Source organism: Tautonia rosea, assembly GCF_012958305.1.
Lineage (GTDB): Bacteria > Planctomycetota > Planctomycetia > Isosphaerales > Isosphaeraceae > Tautonia > Tautonia rosea.
The window spans coordinates 21,416-40,870 of the sequence record NZ_JABBYO010000006.1 but is presented as its reverse complement, the minus strand read 5'-3'; the positions used below and the strand labels follow the sequence as shown (position 1 = coordinate 40,870).

At 65.4% G+C, this 19,455-nt stretch carries 16 protein-coding genes; 6 read left to right on the top strand and 10 right to left on the bottom strand.

The window, feature by feature from the left end; genetic code table 11:
- Nucleotides 1-33 precede the first annotated feature (33 nt).
- A complete protein-coding gene (locus HG800_RS11995) occupies nt 34-1,125 on the top strand; it encodes a hypothetical protein (protein WP_169976875.1) in 1,092 nt (363 codons plus the stop codon).
- Between the two features lie 27 nt (nt 1,126-1,152).
- Here the strand turns inward: HG800_RS11995 and HG800_RS11990 are convergent, their stop codons facing one another.
- Nucleotides 1,153-1,668 carry a DUF488 domain-containing protein gene (locus HG800_RS11990; RefSeq protein WP_169976874.1) on the bottom strand — a complete coding sequence of 172 codons (516 nt, stop codon included), beginning with the start codon at nt 1,666-1,668 and terminating at the stop codon, nt 1,153-1,155.
- Here HG800_RS11990 and HG800_RS11985 point away from each other — a divergent pair.
- Both HG800_RS11985 and HG800_RS11980 read left to right on the top strand, forming a co-directional pair.
- Nucleotides 1,662-2,615 carry a class I SAM-dependent methyltransferase gene (locus HG800_RS11985; RefSeq protein ID WP_235963636.1) on the top strand — a complete coding sequence of 318 codons (954 nt, stop codon included), beginning with the start codon at nt 1,662-1,664 and terminating at the stop codon, nt 2,613-2,615. The genes HG800_RS11990 and HG800_RS11985 overlap by 7 nt on opposite strands.
- A gap of 21 nt (nt 2,616-2,636) precedes the next feature.
- Nucleotides 2,637-3,938 carry a replication-associated recombination protein A gene (locus HG800_RS11980; RefSeq protein WP_169976873.1) on the top strand — a complete coding sequence of 434 codons (1,302 nt, stop codon included), beginning with the start codon at nt 2,637-2,639 and terminating at the stop codon, nt 3,936-3,938.
- Between the two features lie 28 nt (nt 3,939-3,966).
- Here the strand turns inward: HG800_RS11980 and HG800_RS11975 are convergent, their stop codons facing one another.
- Both HG800_RS11975 and HG800_RS11970 read right to left on the bottom strand, forming a co-directional pair.
- On the bottom strand, nt 3,967-5,262 hold the full coding sequence (locus tag HG800_RS11975; protein WP_169976872.1) for an ATP-dependent 6-phosphofructokinase: 1,296 nt from the start codon (nt 5,260-5,262) through the stop codon (nt 3,967-3,969).
- Nucleotides 5,263-5,407: 145 nt separating this feature from the next.
- Entirely contained in the window at nt 5,408-7,306 is a 1,899-nt protein-coding gene (locus tag HG800_RS11970) for a sulfatase-like hydrolase/transferase (RefSeq protein WP_169976871.1), read from the bottom strand.
- Nucleotides 7,307-7,566: 260 nt separating this feature from the next.
- On the opposite strand from HG800_RS11970, the gene HG800_RS11965 reads away from it, so the two are divergent.
- Both HG800_RS11965 and HG800_RS11960 read left to right on the top strand, forming a co-directional pair.
- A complete protein-coding gene (locus HG800_RS11965) occupies nt 7,567-7,932 on the top strand; it encodes an STAS domain-containing protein (RefSeq protein ID WP_169976870.1) in 366 nt (121 codons plus the stop codon).
- Between the two features lie 238 nt (nt 7,933-8,170).
- The gene (locus HG800_RS11960) at nt 8,171-10,417 is read left to right on the top strand and encodes a mechanosensitive ion channel family protein (protein WP_169976869.1); all 2,247 of its coding nucleotides are present in this window, start codon (nt 8,171-8,173) and stop codon (nt 10,415-10,417) included.
- 78 nt (nt 10,418-10,495) lie between these two features.
- Here the strand turns inward: HG800_RS11960 and HG800_RS11955 are convergent, their stop codons facing one another.
- Nucleotides 10,496-11,887: a sulfatase gene (locus HG800_RS11955; RefSeq protein WP_206352240.1), complete on the bottom strand. Its 1,392-nt coding sequence runs from the start codon at nt 11,885-11,887 to the stop codon at nt 10,496-10,498.
- Nucleotides 11,888-11,931: 44 nt separating this feature from the next.
- Nucleotides 11,932-12,513: a thioredoxin family protein gene (locus HG800_RS11950; RefSeq protein ID WP_169977143.1), complete on the bottom strand. Its 582-nt coding sequence runs from the start codon at nt 12,511-12,513 to the stop codon at nt 11,932-11,934.
- A gap of 283 nt (nt 12,514-12,796) precedes the next feature.
- Here HG800_RS11950 and HG800_RS11945 point away from each other — a divergent pair, with 283 nt between their 5' ends.
- Nucleotides 12,797-13,363 carry a CHRD domain-containing protein gene (locus HG800_RS11945; protein WP_169976868.1) on the top strand — a complete coding sequence of 189 codons (567 nt, stop codon included), beginning with the start codon at nt 12,797-12,799 and terminating at the stop codon, nt 13,361-13,363.
- Nucleotides 13,364-13,406: 43 nt separating this feature from the next.
- Here HG800_RS11945 and HG800_RS11940 read toward each other — a convergent pair whose 3' ends face one another.
- The 5 genes from HG800_RS11940 to HG800_RS11920 form a co-directional block, all read right to left on the bottom strand.
- Complete coding sequence (locus tag HG800_RS11940) at nt 13,407-14,960, bottom strand: oligosaccharide flippase family protein (protein ID WP_235963635.1); 1,554 nt, start codon at nt 14,958-14,960, stop codon at nt 13,407-13,409.
- A 360-nt stretch (nt 14,961-15,320) separates the two neighbouring features.
- Nucleotides 15,321-16,085, bottom strand: a complete 765-nt coding sequence (locus HG800_RS11935; RefSeq protein ID WP_169976867.1) for an SIMPL domain-containing protein — start codon at nt 16,083-16,085, stop codon at nt 15,321-15,323.
- A gap of 141 nt (nt 16,086-16,226) precedes the next feature.
- Nucleotides 16,227-17,585, bottom strand: a complete 1,359-nt coding sequence (locus tag HG800_RS11930; protein ID WP_315852022.1) for an ABC transporter permease — start codon at nt 17,583-17,585, stop codon at nt 16,227-16,229.
- A gap of 102 nt (nt 17,586-17,687) precedes the next feature.
- Nucleotides 17,688-18,935, bottom strand: a complete 1,248-nt coding sequence (locus HG800_RS11925) for a hypothetical protein (RefSeq protein ID WP_169976866.1) — start codon at nt 18,933-18,935, stop codon at nt 17,688-17,690.
- A gap of 265 nt (nt 18,936-19,200) precedes the next feature.
- Nucleotides 19,201-19,449, bottom strand: a complete 249-nt coding sequence (locus tag HG800_RS11920; protein WP_169976865.1) for a hypothetical protein — start codon at nt 19,447-19,449, stop codon at nt 19,201-19,203.
- Nucleotides 19,450-19,455: the final 6 nt, after the last annotated feature.

Here is a 19,455-nt window from a genome sequence, read left to right as displayed (position 1 = left end):
TTCCTTCCACCCTCCTTTGGACGGCCGCTGCTCATGGACCCTGACACGCCGATTGACGCGATCATCCACCTGGCCTTTGCCTTCGACCTCGGGTACGAGATCGACCTGGAGCGAGCCCGGCCGTTGCTCTCGGGAGAGGCGGGCGGCCTGACCCGAAGGCGCCGGACCCCCGAATCGATCCGGTATCGCCCTGCCCCGCTTCGGCTGACGCTCGACGCCTCGGGCGTGGCCCTGCCGGCCCCGGCCCGATCGGTCGAGCCGCCCCGGGCCGACCTCTCGCTGTTTGACTTCGGCGCCATCTCGCTCGTCTTCCGGTTCCCGGTCAGCATGACCCCCGACGAGTTGCTCACCCTGGCCGGAGAGCTGGCCGAACCGGCCGACCTGACCGCCTCGGCCCGGCTGGTGCTCGCCCCCTGGCTCGACCGCATCCGGCCGGTCGTCACCGAGTTCGAGGTGAGCGACCTGAGCGAGGAATACGTCATCTTCCAGCTCGGCGAGGCCTCTCCCGACTGGCTCGACACCCGTCGCGAATGGCTGGCCGGGCTCGTCCGGCTCGAAGCCGGCTCGATGTCGCCGCAGGAGATCCAGGAGGCCACCCGGCTTTCGCTCTCCTACGCGCCGAACGACGCCATCGTGATCGACTGGGCCGCCGCCGTCGTGGCCGACCGCGATTGCGACGACACGATTCAGGTCCTCGAATTCGCGAATGTTCAGTTGCTCGAATATCGACACATCGACGACCGCCTCGACGACCGGATCGAACGTGCCTACGCCACCATTCACCCTGATCGTCCCCGAGTCCGCCTGCCGATGGTCTGGTCTCCCACGCACAACGACGCCGTCCGCCAGGTCCGCGAGCTGGAGATCGAGGCCACCAGCCTGTTCGAGCGGGCCGATAATGCCCTGAAGCTGATCGGCGATCAATATCTGGTGCGGATCTACGACCTCGCCTCCGCCCGGTTCCACCTTTCAGAGTGGCAGAACTCGATCCGCCGCAAGCTCGAAACCGTGGGCAACGTCTACGACCTGCTCCTCTCTCAGGCCGGCCACCGCCGCGCCGAGTTCCTGGAACTGATCATCATCCTGCTGATCGCGATGGAAATTGTCCTCGCCTTTTTCCGCTGATGTGCATTCGTCTCTCTCACGCGATTCCTAGTGCCTCCTGCCTCCTGCCCGTACATCGAGAATTTCCAGCTCTCCCGAGAAGGACCGATCGTTCAGTGCGTGCGCAATCACGGTTCGATGGCACCGGTTCGCCTCGGCACAGGCGCAGAGTAAGCAGACCACCGCCCCTGGTTGCCGGACTCGATCGGCCAGGCGAGCCAGGCCGCGATGCACTGGCCAGTCTCCGGAGGGGTCGGCCAGATGGGCACGAAGGACGGCCATGCTCGGGTCCTGCCGTTGCGGGTTGCCCAACTCGACGATCCACTCATACGCAATCCCCGATTGACCGAGCAGCGTGTTGATCCCTGCTTCTCCTGCGTGAAGATGCCAGGGACGAGGGCCGTAGGTCCGCTTCGGGTCGAGGTCGGACGAACACGGGGCGATCCGGACATCGACCAGCCGGGTAATCCCCCGATCGACCAGAGCCTTGACCAGCCGATCCGCCCGCACCGAAGCCGCCCAGGCTCCATAGCCAACCGTCCAGAGCTGCCGACGCGATGCCATCGGTTTGCTACCTTTCTTCGCTTCGACTGGTCCCCGAGGCGATCGTCGCCTACCATGATCGGCGAGGGGAACGGATTGCCGTCCCTCGACGATCCCGAGCCGATGAGGATACCATCATGCCCCGCCTCGCATCGCCGGTTCGCCCTGGTCTGGCCCTGATGTTCCTGCTCCTGGCCAGTCCCGTTCTTGCACAGCAAGTCCAGAAACCTGCCAATCAGCCCCGACCGCAAACTCCGACGCACGACCACGACCACGACCACGACCACGACCACGGTCATCACCTTCACGACGGTACCTACCGCGGCCGGGTGATTGCCGAGGTGATGAGTTACCTCGGGGCCAACTGGCTGATGCGGCCCTCCCGAGTGCAGGAAGAACGGCCCGACGAGATGCTTGACTCCCTCAAGATCGAGCCTGGCATGACCGTGGCCGACGTCGGCGCGGGGGTCGGCTACCACGCCTTGAAGATGGCCCAGCGCGTCGGCCCCGAAGGAATCGTCTACGCCACCGACGTGCAGCCGCAGATGCTCCGGATGCTGGTGCAGCGGGCCAAGCAGGCGAAGATCAGCAACGTCAAGCCCGTGCTCGTCACCCAGGACGACCCCGGCCTGCCTCCCGGTGAGATCGACCTGATCTTGATGGTCGATGTCTACCACGAGGTCTCCGATCCCGAAACCACGCTTCGAGGCCTCCGAGCCGCGTTGAAGCCCGGCGGTCGGCTGGTGCTCGTCGAGTTCCGCGCCGAGGACCCGAACGTCCCGATCAAACCCGAGCACAAGATGACCCTCGCCCAGGCCCGCGCCGAGGTCGAGCCCAACGGCTTCCGCTTGAAGGAAGTGCTCGACTTTCTCCCCTGGCAACACATCATCATTTTTGAAAAACCCGAAGACGACGCCCCCGCCGCCGAAACCGCGGTGACGGAGGCCGAAGCAACATCCTCCCCGTGAACACACCACGAGGCCCCGCCCATGCCCCGTGAGCAGACCCAGAGCCTATTCGACGAGCCCGACGACGACGATACTGATGCCGTCGACCCGAATGCGCCGCTTGCCGATCGGATGCGTCCCCGGTCGCTCGATGAGTTCGTCGGCCAGGAGCATCTGATCGGCCCCGGCAAGATGCTCCGCCGGCTCGTCGAGGGGTCGGGGCGGATTCCGTCGATGATTCTTTGGGGGCCTCCCGGTACGGGAAAAACGACCCTGGCCCGGTTGCTGGCGCGCCGGGATCGGACGCGGTTCGCACCGCTCTCGGCGGTGCTCTCCGGGGTCAAGGAGCTTCGCGAGGCCATTGCAACCGCCCGCGACGCTCGTCGTCATTTTTTACATACACTTTTGTTCATTGATGAGATTCACCGCTTCAACAAAGGCCAGCAAGACGCCCTGTTGCCCGCCGTCGAGGACGGCACGGTCACGCTCCTGGGAGCGACGACCGAGAACCCGTCGTTCGAGGTCAACGCCGCCTTGCTCTCGCGATGCAAGACGGTCATCCTCCACCCGCTGGATGAGTCGCAGATCGTGTCCCTCCTGCGGCGAGCGCTCGACGATCCCGATCGCGGCCTGGCCTCGCTCCATCCCGACGTGCCAGGGGCCGAGTTGGGACGCTTGGCCCGCTTTTCCGGCGGGGATGTCCGTGTCGCCCTCTCGGCGCTTGAAGCCGCGGTATTGTCGATTGCGCCGGGCAAGGACGGCAAGCGCCTCGTGGATGAGTCCACCATCGTCGAGGCCCTCGGCCGCTCGCGATTCGCTTATGACAAAGGGGGGGAAGACCACTACAACCTGGCGTCGGCCCTCATCAAAAGTTTGCGGAATTCCGATGCGAATGCCGCGCTCTACTGGCTGGCTCGCCTGATCGAAGGCGGGGCCGATCCAATCTTCATCGCGCGTCGACTTTGCATTCTCGCCAGTGAAGATGTGGGCCTGGCCGATCCGAATGCGATGGTGCAAGCTCACGCCGCGGCCGAGATCACCCGACTGATCGGCCTGCCCGAGGCCCTCTATCCCCTGTCGCAAGCCACACTGTATCTCGCCCGCGCTCCCAAGTCGAACCTGATCAAACGCGCCTACCAGGCCGCGGCGAAGGATGCGGCCGAGACGGCGAACCTTCCCGTGCCGCTCCACCTGCGCAACGCCGTCACCCCTTTGATGGCCTCAGCCGGATACGGCAAAGGCTATCGCTACGTTCACGACGATCCGGCCGCCCGAGAGGCCATGACCTGCTTGCCCGAGTCCCTGGTCGGCCGCTCGTACGTCGATCCCGAGGAACTTGGCTGATCGATCAGGATGCTCCGGTTTTGCTCCCTCACCAGCGCGGCTGTCCCGTGGCGTTAAGGACCGAGTTCCAGCCGTCGCCCCTCACGTCGATCCGCTTCTTGCCGGAAACAACCGTTCGAATCGGCACGTGAACCATCGTTTCTCCCCAGAAGCCGATCACCACGTCGGTCTTTCCCGCCATCGCCGCGTGGCCGGCGGCGCGGGCGAACTGATCGCTGAGAATCCGGTCTCGGCTGTTCGCTGGAACGCTCCGAATCAGATAGCTCGGATCAAAGTACTTGAGATTCAACTCCAGGCCAACCTCGGCAAAATGCTGTGTGATCCGATCGCGGAGGAATGTCCCAATGTCCACATATTTCCGATTTCCGGAGGCATCGCGCCCCAGCTCCGTTCCTTCGAACAGGTGTTGACCCGCCCCTTCGGCCACAACGATGACCGCGTGACCCCGGCGCCGGATGCGCTGCTCGACGGCGTCGAGGAAGCCGCCCGAACCCTCCAGCGGGAAGGGAATCTCCGGAATCAAGACAAAGTTCGACTCGGTGCTGGCCAACGCCGCTCCGGCGGCGATGAACCCGGCATCGCGGCCCATCAGTTTCACCAGGCCGATGCCGTTCGGGGTTCCCTTCGCCTCGACGTGCGCCCCTCGGATCACCTCCTCGGCTTTTTGCAGGGCGGTCGAGTAGCCGAACGAGGAGGACACGTACTGAATATCGTTGTCGATCGTCTTCGGAATGCCCACGACCGCCTTGCGCAGGCCGCGCCGGGCAACCTCCTCAACGACCGCATGCGCCCCCCGCATCGTTCCATCGCCACCGACGCAAAAGAGCATGTCGATTTCTCGATCGACCAGAAAATCGACCATCGTCTCGGCCGGTTGCGGACCTCGGGAACTTCCCAGGACCGTCCCGCCGAGGTTCTGGATTTCCGACAGTCCCTCCAGGGTCAAGACTTTCGGTTCCGAGGCGATCTCCGGGTTCAACCCGCGATAGCCTTCGCGAATCCCCAGAATCCGCCTCACGCCGTAGTTGAAGTGCAGTTCGAGCGTCACGGACCGGATGACGTTGTTCAACCCCGGACACAGGCCGCCGCAGGTCACTATGGCCGCCGTCACCCGACTCGGATCGAAAAACAGATGCTCACGAGGCCCCGCCTTCTCAAACCCGAGATCCCCTAGGTCAGCGATGTCCGGCCCGATTTCTTGCTGGAATCGCACCCGGGTTCGGTCGTCCACAAACTTGACGTTCGCCTCCGAGGCCATTGGCGACCGGACCCGGCCGGGACCAAGTGTAATGATCCGAAGGTCTTCCTGGCTCGGCGTCAGCATCTCTGTTCCTTTTGATGATCGCATCACGAATCCTTCAACCGATCCGATCGGGATTGGCTCCCGTCCTCACGTTCTCGAAGAACGCCAAACGGGTCGGCTCGCTTTGCCCCGATCGCGGATCGGCGATTCCTCGATCTCAAGCGGATCACTCGGCGTCGTCGAACGCCTCGACCGCATGTTCGGCCACTCGGACCACATAATTGTTGGGATCATCGAGCGCGGCTCTGAGCGACGGCTCGGCCCCGGCCGCCCGATCTCCGAGGCGATCCATCACGTTGATCGCCGCCAGGCGGACCCAATCGTTCGCGTCTCCCATCGCCAGGATCAAGGCTGGCACCGCCTCGTCCATCCGGTCGAGCCGGCAGAGAGCATCAGCCGCGGCCACCCGGACCCACGGGCTCGGGTCGTCCAGCGCCGCTACCAGGCGACCGGATACCGGCAGGCTCGACGCCCCCCGAATCGCCAGGCCCGTCGCCCCCCACCAGCGAATCCCCGAGTCCTCGTCATCGAGCAAGGCCGCCAGGGTCGCCACGTCCGAAGGGTCCCCTCGACCGGCCAGCTCGGCCGCGTCGAGCATCCGGTCGATCGGATAGCTCGCCTGGTCGCGCCTCGCCCCATCATACGGCGAACCCGAGCCGAACCGGGTTCGCATGTCGGCCTCGTGCAAAAGGCCAAGATCGATGATCTCCGTTTGCCAGCGCCGAAGCTCGGCCCGCAAGCGGTCGAGCGTCTCGCGGTACTCGGGATCAAGGGCCAGGTTGTTCACCTCAAACGGGTCAACCTCGACGTCGTACAGTTCCTCGACCGGCTTCGACAGCGTCATGAAGGTTGCGGCAGGCCCATTGAGGGCTCCGGCATCGGCCAGGTTTTGCCAGTCCCGCATCGTCGGCATCTCGTACATGTAGCCGATGTACTGATGGTGGAAATAGGGCATTTGCGGAAGAAAGTTTCGAATGTATTTGTATTTTTTGTCGCGGACCATCCGCAAGAGGTCGTAGCGCTCGTCCATCCGATCCCGGAATCCATGCACATAGGTCCGTGGTTCGCCCTCGTGCTCGCCGAGGAAGGCCGAACCCTGCATCTGCTCGGGAATCTCAATGCCCGCCAGGCTCAAGACGGTCGGCGCGAGGTCGACGAAGCTGATTATTCGGTCGGTCGTCTCTCCGGGACCAGCCGGGGCCAGGTGAGCATATTTCTCCGGGAATCGGACGATGAGGGGCACCCGAATGCTCGAATCGTAGAGCCATCGCTTACTTCGCGGCATCCCCGCGCCGTGGTCGGAATAAAAGAAGACGATGGTGTCGTCGGCCAAACCGTCGTCTTCAAGTTGCTGGAGAACTTCCCCCACCTGTTTATCCATGTAGGTGATCATGTCGGCATAGCGTGCCCAGTCGCGTCGGACGGCCGGCGTGTCGGGATGATAGGGGGGCACGGGAGCACGCGCCGGGTCGTGCCGTTCTTCGGGCGAGAAGTCGGCCACGCGCTGCTGATACTGAGCTTCGGGAAGGCGGATCTGGCTCTCGTGGCAACTCGTGAAGTTGAAGATGGCGAAGAAGGGCTGCCCCTCCTCCCGATTCCGGTAGGTGGCACGGTTGCTCGACTCGTCCCAGGTTTCGGGGGAATGAGTGAAGTTATAATCGGTCTTGACGTTATTGGTGCAATGGTACCCGGCCTCTCGCAGAAACTCGGGATAACACCGTACCCCCTCGGGCAGTTGTCCCTCGCATCGCATGTGCTGGGTGCCGATCGATGGGGGGAACATGCCCGTGATGATCGTCGAGCGGGCCGGGGCGCAGACGCCGATGGGGGCGAAGGCGTTCGTGTACCGAACCCCTTCTGAGGCCAGGCGGTCGAGGTTCGGCGTCACGGCGTAGGGGTCGCCATAGCAGCCGAGGTTCGGGCTGATGTCCTCGCAGGTAATCCAGAGGATGTTCGGCCGATCCTGCGGCCTCGTACCGCCCGCCAGGGCCGCCGAACCGCCCAGGGTCAGCGCGATCAGAATTCCCAGGCCAAGCAAAGGGGGCCGGCTCGCTCGATGCGTCATGGCGTGTGTCTCGCGTGGGTTCAGAGAGCGCTTCGCGGGCGATCGAGAACGATCGGGACGGGCATCGCGGGGGGCGAATCGGCCGGTTTGCCCGGTCCGACGCCTGCCATCCGACCGATGCAGGACTACCAGATCCCGGAGCCCCCGGCAAGGCTCCCCGCCGGTTGCGTTCCGGAACCCTCGGGGCTAAAGTAGAGCGGTCGATTGTTCAATCCATCCATCAGAACTCCCCACTCCCCGAAGTGCAGGAACCGCCCCCCATGTCCGACGCTTTCGAGCCCCAGTTCGTCGCCGAGGATGTGGACCATGCCACGGTCGCTCGCCTCAAGGCTCGGGAAATTCGTCATCCCGAGGTCGCCGTCGAGTTGGGTTCGCAGCTCCGGGCACTGGTCGAGCAGCACCAACGGACCCGAATCGTCGTCGACTTGCAAGACACCCGATACCTCAGCAGTACCGCCTTTGCCACCTTGCTGAACCTCGGCCGGTTGCTGCAGCAGCACCAGGGGAAGATGGCGCTTTGCAACCTCGATCCTGATGTGATGGTCGGAGCCCGAATCATCGGCATCGCCCAGGTCGCCCCCATCTTCGACTCCGAAGCCGACGCCATCGCCCACGTCTCGGCTTGATCGCACGATCCCGACCGACACGCTCGGCCGATGCGGCAGGCGCACTTGGGAAGGCGTTTCGACCCGCTCGGCGCGGTTTTTGCCCTGCTATCGGAGCAGTGGGCGAGACGATTGATCGTTCTGGATTCGGCCACGGATGTTCCTTTGGCGCTCCGACCGATCGCTCGTCTTCGAACGCCGGGCCAGGCCGAGCCGTTCGACCTTCTCGATCCTCCTCGCAGACCGAAGGACCGACACCATGTCGCGTACCCGCCGTTCTTCGCGACCCCCGAATCAATCGGCCCGTGCCTTCGGTGGAGTGGTCGTGGTGGCCGGGGTCATCTTCACCCAGGCCGAAGGGTTGGGAACATCCGCCCCATCGCTCGACGCTCTCCCACAGATCAGGGATTCCGCGTCTGAGGTGAACCCCGCTCCGATCAGCGATCCTCCGGCCGACGTCCCTTCCTCGGCCGATCCCGCGGTGGCGGGCGCGCCGTCGGCGGATTCCGTCGAGAATCCGGAGCTTGTCCCGACGGGATTCCAGACCGATGATGCCGAGCTGATCGCTCGGTTGGAGCGCCTGCTCCGCACCAATCGCGAGGAACTGGCGAAGCAGAAAACGCTGATCGAGGACCGCCCCGATTCGGACTACTCGCGCGCCGAGCGTGAGTTCAACCAGCTCGACGAACAGTTCAAGAAAACCGAGGAGGCCCTGCAAGCCGCCCTCAATGCCGGAGAGACCGAGACGGCCGCCAAGCTCCAGTCCGAGCGAGACGACCTGGCCCGCCGCCGCGATCTGGCCAAGGACCGCTTCGAGCTGGAAGTCCGCGAGCGTAAGGCCGCCAAGGAACAGGTCGACATCCTTTCGAAAGCGATCGAATCGGACGAACAGCGGCTTCGAGAGCTGCTGGGCGACGAACCAGAGCCGCCTGGGGACGAACCGGCCGAGGAGCCTTCCCCACCGGCCGACGCCCCACCGGCCGACGCCCCACCGGCCGCCGAGACCCCGGCCCCCTCAGCCGAGCCCGAGGCCACCGAGCCCGCGCCCGCCGAGCCGGCCCTCACCCCAACCCTGCCCGGCATTCCCTCCATTACTTCCACACAGGAGGCCCAGCCGACCCCCGCCCCCCCCGTTCGGGAAGAGGTGGCCAAGGCTCAGAAGGAGGTCGAAACCCGAGCCGACGTCGCCGCCAAGGCCGAACGCCGATCCCAGTCGCTCGACGAACGCCTGGACCTGATCAACCGCAAAATCGCCTCCACCCGAGAGCAGCTCGCCACCGCCCAACGCAAGGCCGACAACGCTCGGGAAACCCGGAACGTTCTGTCCGAGGAGTTCCGTGAGAAGTCATTCAACGGCGCTCCTCGCGAAGCGCTTCAAGCGCTCCGCAGCCGCATCGCCGAGGCCGACAAGGCCGTCATGGAGGCCACGGCCGAGGTCCGCGATCGCACGGCTCGGCTCGAAGAGGTCCACGAAGAACGCGCCCTGATCAGCGAGGCACGCGAGGCCGTCACCCGAGAAGCCGCCGAGGCCCGCCTGGCGCTCGAAGTGGCTCAGGCCACCCTCCGAGAAACAACCAACCCTTTCTCCTTGCAGAACATCTCTCGATGGCTCGTCGAGCGAGGGCCGGGAATTCTCATTATCCTCGTGCTTGCCTCGTTCTTGATCTGGATCATCAATCGCTTCGGCAGCCGGGTGGCCTCGCTCATGGCGCAGCGGAGCAACCGAGGATCACTGGCCGAGCGGGAAGACCGGTCCCGGACCCTCGTCAGTGTCTTCGAAAACGCCTCCTCGGCCATCATCATCATCGGAGCGGGCCTGATGGCCCTCGACTACGCAGGCGTGCCCATCGCCCCGCTACTCGGCGGTGCCGCCGTGCTCGGCCTGGCGATCAGTTTCGGGGCTCAGAATCTGGTCTCCGATTTCTTTTATGGTTTCATGATTCTGCTTGAAAATCAGTACAAGCTCAACGACGTGGTTCGGATTAACGAGCATTCCGGGCAGGTCGAGCGCATCACCCTGCGGATGACGGCACTCCGAGACATCGAGGGAAACTTGCACTTCATTCCCAACGGTCAGATCACCTCGGTCATCAACATGACCCACGGCTGGTCGCGTGCCCTGTTCGACATCGGCGTGGCGTACAAGGAGAATGTGGACCACGTCATGGAGGTCATCCTCGAACTGGGCAAGGAACTTCGCCGGGACCCGAAGTTCCGCCCCTTGATCCTGGAAGACCCGACCATGCTCGGCGTCGACGGCTTTGCCGACTCGGCGGTGATGATCAAGTTCTTCATCAAGACACGCCCTCTGCAACAGTGGGTCGTGAAGCGCGAGTTGCTTCGACGCATGAAGAACCGTTTTGACGAGCTGGGCATTGAGATCCCGTTCCCCCACCGGACCGTCTACCATCGGACCGACGACCCTGCCCTCAGCCGCTTTTCCGTCTCCGTCGAGCCAACCCTCGGCAGCGACAACGGGCACACCCCCAGCGAGCACCCAGTCTGATCCCGAGCACCCGAGCGAATCCTGATTCGTGATTCGATCAAGATTCGCTCGGGATTCTGACTCCACCGCATCGAGTGATCACCGCGTCTGGGCTGCTCGATCGGGGTCGTAATCCGGGTTCGGCCGAGGAAACTGTGCGTTGACTTCGGCCCGCCACAGGGCGAGCCGCTCGGCCAGCTCGGCCGCCTTCTCGGGCATCGATTCCGCAAGATCCCTGGATTCGCCGATATCTTCCGCCAGGTGGTACAGCTCGACCCGATCGGCCTCGAAGAACTCGATCAGCTTCCAGTCGCGGGCCCGGATGGCCGAGTAAGGCGTCGCGCCGCCGGGATGATAGTGCGGGTAGTGCCAGTACAGGGCGTCGCGGTCGAGGGAGGCCTCGGGATCGCGGAGCAAGGAGACCAGGGATTGGGCGTCGGGCAAGGCCGCGACCCCCTCAGCCCCGGCCACGTCGAGCGCCGTGGCGAACAGGTCGTTGCTGATGACCGGCTCATCGCAGGAGGTTCCGGGGGGGACCGTCCCCGGCCAGCGGACGATCAGGGGAACGCGGACCCCTCCCTCGTAGGCCGACCCCTTCCCGGCCCGAAGCGGAGCGTTGTCCGTAATGTCGCGCAGGGTCAGGCCGCCGTTGTCGGAGGTGAAGATGATGAGCGTCTCCTCGGCGAGCCCCAGCTCATCGATCGCCCCCACCACCCGGCCGATCGCCTCGTCCATCGTGTGCACCATCGCCGCATACGTGGGGTTCGTCTGCCGCAAGTCTGGGGTGAGCTTCGCCCGGTAATACTCAACCAGCTCCTGCTTGGCCTGGAGCGGGGTATGGACCGCGTAATGGGGCATGTAGACCAAGAACGGCTGATCTTTGTGCTCTTTTATAAACTGCACCGCCTCCTCGGCCAAGCGATCGGTCAGGTCTTCCCCGTCGGGGCCCTCCTCCAGAGTGGGGATGTTGTACGGTGCGAAGTACGACGGCGGCTGACCCCGGCCATAGCCGGCAATGTTGCGGTCGAACCCGTGATGCGTCGGCCACTGCTCCGGCTCGTCGCCGAGGTGCCATTTCCCAATGCTCACCGAGGCATATCCGAGTGGTTTTAGGGCCTCGGCCATCGTCGTCTCATCGTGCGAGAGAAACTCGGTCCACTCGGGGATGGCCAGCTTCGCAAACGGGCGTTTGTGACCGTGAATCCAGTCGGTCACGCGCAGGCGGGCCGGGTACTTGCCTGTCATGACGGCCGCTCGGGTGGGGGAGCAGACGGTGCAGGCGGCGTAGGCGTCAGTGAAGGACATCCCTTCGCGGGCCAGGCGATCGACGTTCGGCGTCTCGTACAGATCGCTGCCGAAACATGCGAGGTCGGTCCATCCCAGGTCGTCGATCAGGAACAGCACGACGTTCGGCGGCCGATCCCCGGCGGCCTCTGCCGCCGTCGCCATCGAACCGATCATGCCCAGCAGCACGACAACTCGGCACATCATAAACAAAAACTCCTACTTTTTGATGTTTTCAGTCATACCAGGACTCAGCCTTTGAAATATTCGGGTTCGTTGCCGGGTTTCCACTTGATGTTGCAGCCGATGCTCGGCTTCTGCTCGGCTGGGACGGGCTGGCCGGAGAGAACGGCATCGACGGCGGCCTTCAGGTCCTTGCCGGTCAGGGGGATGTCGTTTCCAGGCCGGCTGTCATCGAACTGGCCGCGATAGACGAGGGCATGGGAGCGGTCAAAGACGTAGAAGTCGGGCGTGCAGGCGGCCTTGTAGGCCTTGGCCACCTTCTGCGTTTCGTCGTAGAGATAAGGAAACGTGTATCCGACCGAATCCTTCTCCTCTCGCATCTTCTCGGGAGCGTCGTCGGGGTGAGACGTGGTGTCGTTGGAGCTGATGCCGACGACGGCAACCCCGTTCGATTGCAGTTCCTTGGCCACGTCTCGCAAGGAGTCTCGAATATGTTTGACATACGGGCAGTGGTTGCAAATGAAGGCCACGACGAGGGCGGGGGCATCCTTGAAGTCGCTCAGTTGGACGGTCTGGCCGTCGGTATCGGGCAGGGCGAAGTCGGGGGCAGGGGTGCCCAGGGGGAGCATGGTCGAGGGAGTCAGGGCCACGGGAGTTGCTCCTTCGGCTTGCGGGTTCCATCGATGCAGGCCGGATCGGCCTCTTTGCGAGTTCCATCCATCCGGGGTGTTCAGAGTAACGCGAAGCAAGGGTGAGCGGTAGGTCTGGGCCTCGAAGACCACGAAACCGCGGTAGGTGTCGAGGTCCGTTGCTCGCGCAATCACGACCCGAGCGAATCTTGGTGCTGGCCGAACTGCGAACGCGGGTCTACAATCAGTGCCGCCTTGTGAAGGAAGCCAGGGATAAAGTCATCAAGGATTTCGAGGATCTTCCATGAAGATTGTTCACCAAGCATTCTTTGCTCTTGTTCTTTCCATCGTGATTGCACCGTTGGCCGGGGCGTCAACAATCACCTTCACCACCACGCTCGACACCTTGCAGGAGGTGCCGACTCCTAACATTCCTTCGGGTTTTGATCCGAAAGGGAGCGGAATTCTGAAGCTCGACACGACGTCGCTCTTGCTGTCGTGGGACATTGAGTACGAGGGGCTCACTGGGCCGATCGTCGCGCCGGGCGCCCACCTGCACGGCCCGGCAGGTCCGGGAGTCACCGCCGGAGTTCAAGTCTGGCTGGCCGGCGGACCGAGCGGTGTCCCTTTGCCGCAACCGGCCTCCGGCCAGTTGATTGGCTCGACCACCATCACCAGTGCCCAGGCCGATCAACTGATCGCCGGCCTCTGGTATGTCAATATCCATACCGCGCTGAACCCGGCCGGCGAGATCCGAGGTCAGGTGCTCGCGATTCCTGAGCCCTCTACGCTCGGCATGATGGGCATGGGAGGGCTGGCGGTTGGGCTGTTCGTCCGTCATCGACGACGACGAGAGGACCGCGTGGCCTGAGTCGCGGTAACCGCCACCGTGGTCGGCTCGATGCCGGTTCCGCTCAGCGTCGGAGCAGGCATCGAAGCTCGGTCATGGGGAGGGCGTTGAGCAGCACCAGGGTCCCGAGGTAAACGGCCGCGCCGCCGAGGACCGCGGGAACCACGTGCCACAGGGCCAGCACCAGGCAGACCGGCACCATCATCAGCGAGGCCAGCAGCGGAGGGCCGAGGTGATGGTGCCAGGCCGGTGCTCGGCCCTCGGCCCGCAGGCGGCGATACCCGGCAAGGGTCAGCAAGGACGCGACGATCAGGACCGCCTCGGCCGCGCCGACGAGGCCGAACTGGAGGCGGAAGACCGCCGTCAACGGGCCGATCAGGACGGCGGCCCCGATCAGCATTCGAACACCGGCCGCCTCGCGATTCAGGGCGATCAGGGCCGACTGGTAGAGGAAGGCCAGGGTCAAGAGCGGGATCCGCCAGGCCCCGACGGCGAGCAGGAGCCCCGCCCCGGCATACTCGGGGCCGAGCAAGAGGCCGATCAAGGGGTCGGCCAGCACAGTTGCCCCGACGGCCACAGGTACGAGGCCGAGCATCAAGGCCCGGACCATCCCGTCGAGCGCCGCCTGGCCTTCGGCGGGAGAGGATCGCCAGCATCGGGCGAGCATGGGGAAGACGACCTGGCGGAAGATGATCCCGAAGGTCAGGATGGCGGCCACGACCCGGTGAGGAGCGCCGTAGAGGCCGACGTCGGCCCACTGGCTGAGCAGGCCGACGATCAGCAGGTCAGCCGAGCCGATGACGGCCTGAGAGACCTGGATGACGTAGACCGGCCTTCCACGTCGGAGGATCGTCCGCAAGGCCCGAGTGCCCCGGAGGGTCAGGCGAGGGGGGCCGAAGGATCGCAGGTAGCAGGCCCAGACCAGGGCGATCCCGCAGAGTTCTCCGGCCACGAGGCAGATCGGCACCCACTCGATCCGGGTGATGTCGGTGACCCAAAGGCCGACGCCAAGGGCGTAGATGGCCGTCCGGATCAGGAGCGAGACGGCGACCAGGGTCATCCGCTCCAGCCCTCGGTAGACGAAGTCGAGGCCGATGGCGGTGGACAGGAGCATCAGGCCGTAGAGGGACAGGAGCAGCCACTCCGAAGGCTCGGAGAAGGCGAACCAACCGACAGCGACGAGGCCGGTGAGCAGGGCGACGGCCAGGCACCCCCGGATGGCCAGGATGTGGTTGACCAGCGGGCGGATGAGGCGGGGGTGGCGGGCGATCTCTCGGGTGGCAATGACGTCGAGCCCTTCCCGGACGAGCAGGACGAGCCAGAAGACCACATTGAAGGCGAACTCGATCCGGCCGTAGCCTTCCCGGCCGAGCCGCTGGGCCAGGGCCAGGGTGACGACCATCGAGATGGCCCGGCACGCGATCTCGGCCGCGCTCAGGGCGGCGAAGTTCGAGGCCATTCGTCGCGAGTTCGAGGCCTGGGCCGAGGGGGGGGCCTCATGGACCGCGACAGGGGGGGCGAGGGGGGCGGCGGACAGATCCTGATCCCAATCCGACGGCAGGGCCGCGGGGGGGCGAGGGGGTCGGACGGGGCTCCGCAAGCTCGACGTGCTGGGCATGCGCGATCGCACTTCCCTGTGTGCCAGGCGTCAGGTCAATCCGTTTGAGAGACGCCTTGTGGGGGCGACCGACACCCGCGTCGCAGGTTGCCGAGGCCCCGATTCGTTTTTCCTCAACCGTAGGACGCCGGAGCGCCCGGACGAACTGGATTGTTTAAAAAAAGGGACCGCATTGGCGAACTTCGAGGACGGCGGTCTCCGGTGATCCGGCTCGGTGAGTTTGAGGTCTGGCCATCCTAGACCGCCCTGGGAGGGGCGTCAACGCAAGGTTCGACCGGCAACGACCCGGAACTTGAAGGCGATTGCACATTCTTCCATAGGGGACGTTGCCGGGACCGGGGACTTCAAGGCGTCGGTCCGTCAGTCCGGCGTGCTGATCTCGAAGACGACCTGAACGGAGACGCTGAGCTGCTCCTCACCCGGAGAGACGGGGACCGACTCGGAAGCCATCATCATGGCCCGGCCCATCATCGGCTGGGGAGGGGGCAGGAATCCGCCGGACTCGTTGACCGAGACCGGGACGCCGAGGACCACGCCCAGTTCCCCGCAAAGCTGCTCGGCTTTGCGTTTTGCGTCGGCGACGGCGCGCTTGCGAGCCTCGTCGAGCAGGGCGCGAGACTCCTCGATTCGGAAGCTGATGCCGTTCATCTGGTTCGCCCCGGCGGTGACGACGGCGTCGAGCAGCTCGCCCAGTTTGTCCAGATCGCGCACAGTCACGCGGACGGAGTTGGTCACGGTGTAGCCGATGATCCGAGGGGTGAAGGCTTCCTGGGGTGGGCGAGGGCGGCCGGGCTGGGGGGGCTCGGGCTGCGCGTAGCGGGGGTTGAGGTTGATGTTGGTCGTCTGGATGTCCTTGGCGGCCACGCCTCGCCCTTTGAGCTGTTCGGTGAGGGTGCTCACGGCCTGGTTGTTGGCCGAAAGGGCGTCTCGGGCGGTCTGAGCCTCGGTGACGACCCCGACGGAGATGTCGGCCACGTCGGGGGCGGCGGAGATCTCGCCGAGGCCGGAGACGGTGACGGTCCGCCGATCATGAGCGTGCATGCCGTGCTCCTGGGCGAGGGCGTCGGGCAAGGGACTGATTAGGGCCAGGCAGAGGGCAACGGCCGGGGGGGTCAGGCGGTTCATACACGCGTCTCCCGAGGGCTTGGGAACTTGGGGACCGTTTTCTTGGAAGAGTGGTCGAAACGAGGGCAATCAAGGCGACACGGGGCGGGGCAGGATTGCGTCCCTCGTTCTCTTTCCACAACGCGGGGCCGAGGCGGGTTCTTAGGCGTCTCCCCGGTGGCGGAGGCGATCGAGGGTGACGGCGGCGATGATGATGACGCCGATGATGATGTCCTGCACGGGGTTCGGGAATCCGGCGTGTACGCTGCCGTTGTTCAGGACGGACATGATGAGGACGCCGATCAAGGTGCCGAGCACCCGGCCTTCGCCGCCACTGAGGCTGCCGCCGCCGATGACCACGGCGGCGATGACCTGAAGCTCCAGCCCCTCGGCCGTCGTCGGGTCGCCGGTGCCGCCGAGGTAGGTGAACTGCATCACCCCGGCCAGGCCGGTGAGCAGACCCGCCAGGCTGTAAATGGCCAGCTTGATCCCCGAGACGTTCAGGCCGCAGAGCCGGGCGGTGGCCTCGTTCGAGCCGACGGCGTAGGCATATCGGCCGAGCAGACTGGAGCGGAGCATCAGGGCGATCAGAACGCTTAGGCCGAGCAGGATCCAGACGCCGGGGGCCAGGCGGGCGACTTCCTGCACGACCGGCCCGGCCGCTCCCGGAACCCGGCTGAGCTGGGCCTCGATGCCGGGGGGCAGGGTGGCGTCGGTCGCCAGAAGCCCCTTGAACCAGGGGGTTTTGTCCGCGTCGTCGATGTAGACCGAGGTGCTGCCGGCCGACCACTTCGCCAGGCCTCGGAACGCCTTCATCGTGCCCAGGGTGACGATGAAGGGGACGACGTTGAGCTTGGTGATCAGGGTGCCGTTGACCAGGCCGCAGAGACCGCCGAGCAGGACCCCGGAGACCATCGCCACCGGCAAGGGGACCGGCGGCACCGCGACCGAGTCGCCCCCGGCGAGCCGCTGAAGCCAGTCGCCGCCGAGCGCTCCGGGGAGCATCGGCACCGGCAGGTCGAAGCCGCCGACGAGCGAGGCGGCCAGGACCGTCACCAGGGCCACCGCCGAGCCGACCGAGAGGTCGATGCCACCGACGATCATGATGAGGGTCATCCCCAGGGCCGCCGTGCCGACGATGACCGATTGCACGGCGATCGTCCGCCAGTTGTAGGCGGACATGAAGGCGCCCGAGTCTCTCGTCAGCCAGGCAAACAGGGCGATGATCAGGACCAGGCCGACGAACGGCCCGAAGACGGTCCAGACCCAGCCGAGCGTTCCTCGGACCCGAGCGGCCCGCTGGCCGGCGGTTGGCGCGGTGGGCTCCATTGCGTTCGACACCCAAACTCCTCCCGTCCAGGGGCCGACCCGACCCCGGAGCGTCCTCGATCGCGGCTCCTCTCGGTCGCCCGGAACCTCGACGGCGCGGAGGCTCCTCGACCTCGACCGCTCGATGATCGGGGATCGTGAGTCGGGGATCAATGGCCGAGGGGCCATCGGGGCGGGGGAATCGGGTCGCACGAGGGGGGGCTCCGATCGGGGTTCGGTGGGGATGGTCGCTGGGCGCATCCCGGCCCTGGGAAGGGTCGGGAGAGGGGGTTCGAGGCTTCGATCAGGGGCCGATCAGGACCGCCAGGCGTCGTCTCGGGAGCCGCTGGGGGCCGGCGGCCGGCTGGGTTCGGGGCTGAAGGAGGGATCGGAGGGGGCGGAATGGCCGTCGAATCGGGGCTCGGTGCGCTGATCGGCGGCGGAGGGATCGGCCGAAGGCTCGCAACGCATCTCGTGATCTCGAAGGGGATTGAGACGATCGCCTGAGGCTTCGGGAGGGGATTGCGGGGGTTCGTTTCGGGAATCGACCGGGCAAGGCGCGGCGGGAGGAGGCGGGGCGGGGTCGGGGGCCGCCCGGTTGGGGAAGCCGGCGCCGGTGGAGGGGGTTTCGGCGACGCGCTTGCGGGAGACGTGGGGGTGGGCCTGGTGCCACTGGCGGTCCTGATCCTTGCTGCGTTCGACGCGGAGGCGCATGAGCTGGTTGATGCCTCGGGTCATCTCGGAAAAGGCTTCGCGGCGGTAGCGCTGGCGGAGCTGGCCGTCCTTGGTGGTGTCGATGAGGCCGAGGTGGGCGACGGCCTCGGCTTCGGGGCCGTCTTGCGATTCCCAGAGGGTCTGACGGAGGGTGTCGAGGCGGTCGATCTCCTCGGCGATGAGCTGACGAAGTTCAAGGCGGGCGGGAACGGGGTCGATCGGCGGGCCGAAAGAGGGATCGACGGGCATTCCGGAGCAGACGCGGGCGAGCCGCCAGAGGGAACGAAGCCAGGGGTCGGCGTCGGGGCCGGGGGCCTGCGGGTAGACGCCGAGCATCCGCAAGGCGCGGGGGCAGTCGTCCTGGTCCCAGCGGAGCCCCTGGGCGAGCTTCGCGTCGAGCTGCTCCCAGTGGCGCAGGAGCCACTCGCAGCCGAAGGAGGTCGCTTCGAGATCGGCGACGGTGTTGATCGGATCGTGGTTGAGGTTCTGCGCGAGGCTGCGTACGCGGTGCCGCTGCTTCGCTTCCCAGCGTGCGACGGCCTTTCGTGTGGCGTCGCCGAGGGATGCCTCCTCGACCTTTCGGCAGCGTTCGAAACGCGCATAGGCAACGGCCGAGGCGCGGATGAGGGCTTCCTCGGCCTCGGTGTCGGCGCCGAGTTGCCTGGTCCAGCGATCGGCGAAGTCCTGCATGAGTTTCGCCTCGTCGTCTCCGATCGGCAGTGCGGCGGTCATCCCGTGTCGCCGGGCGTTTTGCCTGCTGCGCCGCTTGCCCCGATCGGTCCGAGGGCCGGGGGAGCGCTGGGGACGGCTCGAATCGTGGTCGAGGGAGGCGGGATTGCTTGGGCTCATGGTGGGGGCCTCGATGGTTGCGGTGCGATTCGGTGCGTGCTGCGGTTGTCCGCGGAAGCGCGGGGGATACAGCGTCTTCGTCTCGGCCCCTGGGCGGCTCCGTCGCCGCGCGTCGGGGGATGAGGGCCTGGCTGTCTAAAACCATCGAGAAAAGGGGGAGCCTTAGTCACAAGAAATCAGACGCGGGGACGGAATTTCCGCGCAAGAGCGCGATGACCACGACTTCGGGAGCGGGTCGGGCGGGTTCGCTGGGGGCATCTCGACCTCAGTCCTCCCGATCCGTCTCGAAACGGCCTGCGGTCAGAATGACCCCAGCGAACCCACCGCAAAGCATGGCCATGAGATGGCTTCGCCAGATCTGATCACTCAAGCCAAACAAGGATTTTTTGATTTTTTGACTTGCAAGGCTGGTCGCGTAGGGATAACGTCGGACGACCGCCGCCTGGACCACACCCACGGTACTCGCGAGCGAGGGCGGGTGTGCAAGACAGGTGCGCAGGAAAATCTGACACATCAATCA